Annotated in this window: 1 protein-coding gene and 1 pseudogene; both read left to right on the top strand. The window is 64.5% G+C overall.

Annotation, left to right across the window (positions count from 1 at the left end):
- Positions 1–1,429: pseudogene (locus CWO91_RS42055) on the top strand (AAA family ATPase); the annotation flags it as partial.
- A 530-nt stretch (positions 1,430–1,959) separates the two neighbouring features.
- The coding region (locus tag CWO91_RS42050; RefSeq protein WP_130221155.1) for an SAM domain-containing protein at positions 1,960–2,137 on the top strand (178 nt) is incomplete at its 3' end.

Here is a 2,137-nt window from a genome sequence, read left to right as displayed (position 1 = left end):
ACACGCCCGGATTGCCGCCGCGCTCGAGCAGCATTTTACGGAGACTGTGCAGGCGCAGCCCGAACTTGTGGCCCACCACTACACGGAGGGAGGACTGACCGAGCCGGCGACCGAGTATTGGTTGAAGGCAGGACAACGAGCCATCGCCCGATCGGCTATGGCTGAAGCGCTTGCGCAGTTACGGAACGGATTGAATCTTGTCGCAGGGTTGCCCGAGGCCGATCGAGGGCGGCGCGAACTTGACCTGCAGGTTGCGTTGGGCGTCGCGCTGATGGCCACGCAAGGCTGGGCGTCGCCGGAAGCTGGACGGGCCAACGCCCGTGCCCGCGAGCTCTGCGAGCAGATCGGGGCCACCGCCCAGCTCTGGCCCGTGCTCTATGGTCAATGGGTGTTTCACGGCGTGCGCGCCGAGCACAACGCGGCGCGCGACGTGGCAGACGAGTTTTTGCGCCGGGCGCAGGATCATCAGGAAACTTCCGCAACCATAGTTGCTCACCGCGTCAACGGGACCGGTGCCCTGTGGCGCGGCGAGATCGCCGTTGCCCGCCTCCATCTGGAGCGGACGCTCACGCTCTATGACCCAGAGCGGCATCGCTCGCTCGCCTTTTTCTACGTGCAGGATCCCCGGGTGGCGGCGCTGTCGGCGCTGTCATGGACGTTGTTGGCGCTGGGCTATCCGGAACAGGCCTTGGCACGGAGCCGCGAAGCGCTCGATGCCGCCAACGATCTCACTCACCTCAACACGCTGGCGTACGCTCTCTTGTTCGCGTGTCTCTTCGAGCAGTACCGCCGGGCGGGGCCCGAGGCCCGGGATCGAGCCGAGGCACTGATTGAGCTCTCGACCGAGCAGGGTTTTCCGCATTTCCTCGCGCCTGCCACGGTGATCCGTGGATGGGCTCTGACCGAGTCAGGTGAGTTGGAGACAGGGCTGGCGCAGCTTCGGCAGGGCCTGCCGGCTTGGCGTGCCACCGGGGCAAGTGTCTATGAGCCGCATTTCCTCGGCCTCCAGGCCGAGGCGCTTGGCCGCTCAGGCGCAGTGGAGGAAGGTTTGGATTTGATTGCAAAGGCGCTCGACCGCGTGGAAGAAACCGGCGAGCGGTGGTTCGAGGCCGAACTCCATCGGATGATGGGCGAGCTGATGCTGCGGCTGCCGAGGCCCGATCCGATCGCCGCGGAAGCACGGCTCTGCCATGCCGCTGCAACCGCGCGCCGGCAAGGCGCCAAGCTCTGGGAACTGCGCGCAGCGACATCCCTCGCACGACTTTGGATAGAACAGCGCCGGCGCGGCGAGGCTCACGATCTGCTTAGTCCGCTCTATGGCCAGTTCGCTGAAGGCTTTGAGACACCAGATCTTCGGGCTGCCAGAGCAGTACTTCAAGAGATCACTGCCAGCTCCGAGAAGAACCCGATCCCAGGTCCCAGCAGCTGATTGTACATACGAGCATCGCAGCTCCCTGGCCAAGTCGGCCGCGCCGGAGGCCACGGGACTATCGAGATGACGTAACCCTTACCCGCCGAGGTCTGCGAGAGGATGAGACGACGATGGAAGATCGGTCTTCCCGGCGCGTGCGAACACTGGTGACCCGAATGGCCCGTTCGAGGCCTGTCCGCTAATCAGCTCGAATGCGCGCTGATATCCATGATGGCCCGGAGCACAGCACGCTCCAATCAGAGGCCGGATACATTGATGCAAGACCGCATCTGACAGGTTGACGAACCCTCTTGCAACGTGCGGCCGGACCATACATTCGGGTCATTCGCGTCGGGTTGGCCGCGTCTTCGCGATGGTCGGTCTGGCCCCAACTGCCGACGTGACGCAGGTTATTGCGGCCTTCGCCGGCGGGCCAAAAGCTGCCCTTCCTCCGCGCCCAACTCGTGACGTTTCACCGCGCTCAGCGCACGCCATCTTGAGATAGACTGGAGCACCTTAGCGCTGAATACCAAAGCCGGGAGGAGCCCATGGACATCGGGACCTGGCTGTGTGGTCTGGGGCTGGGACAGTACGAACAGGCGTTCCGGGAGAACGACATCGATGCCGAGGTCCTCATGGACCTCACGGCCGAGGATCTGGTCGGGCTCGGCGTCGTCTCGATCGGCCATCGCCGCAAGCTGCTTGCCGCCATTGCTGCGCTGCGCA

Source organism: Bradyrhizobium genosp. SA-3, from assembly GCF_004212635.1.
In the GTDB taxonomy this organism is placed as follows: Bacteria; Pseudomonadota; Alphaproteobacteria; order Rhizobiales; family Xanthobacteraceae; genus Bradyrhizobium.
Note: the sequence above shows the minus strand (reverse complement) of the source record. Positions and strands in the feature narration are given on the sequence as shown.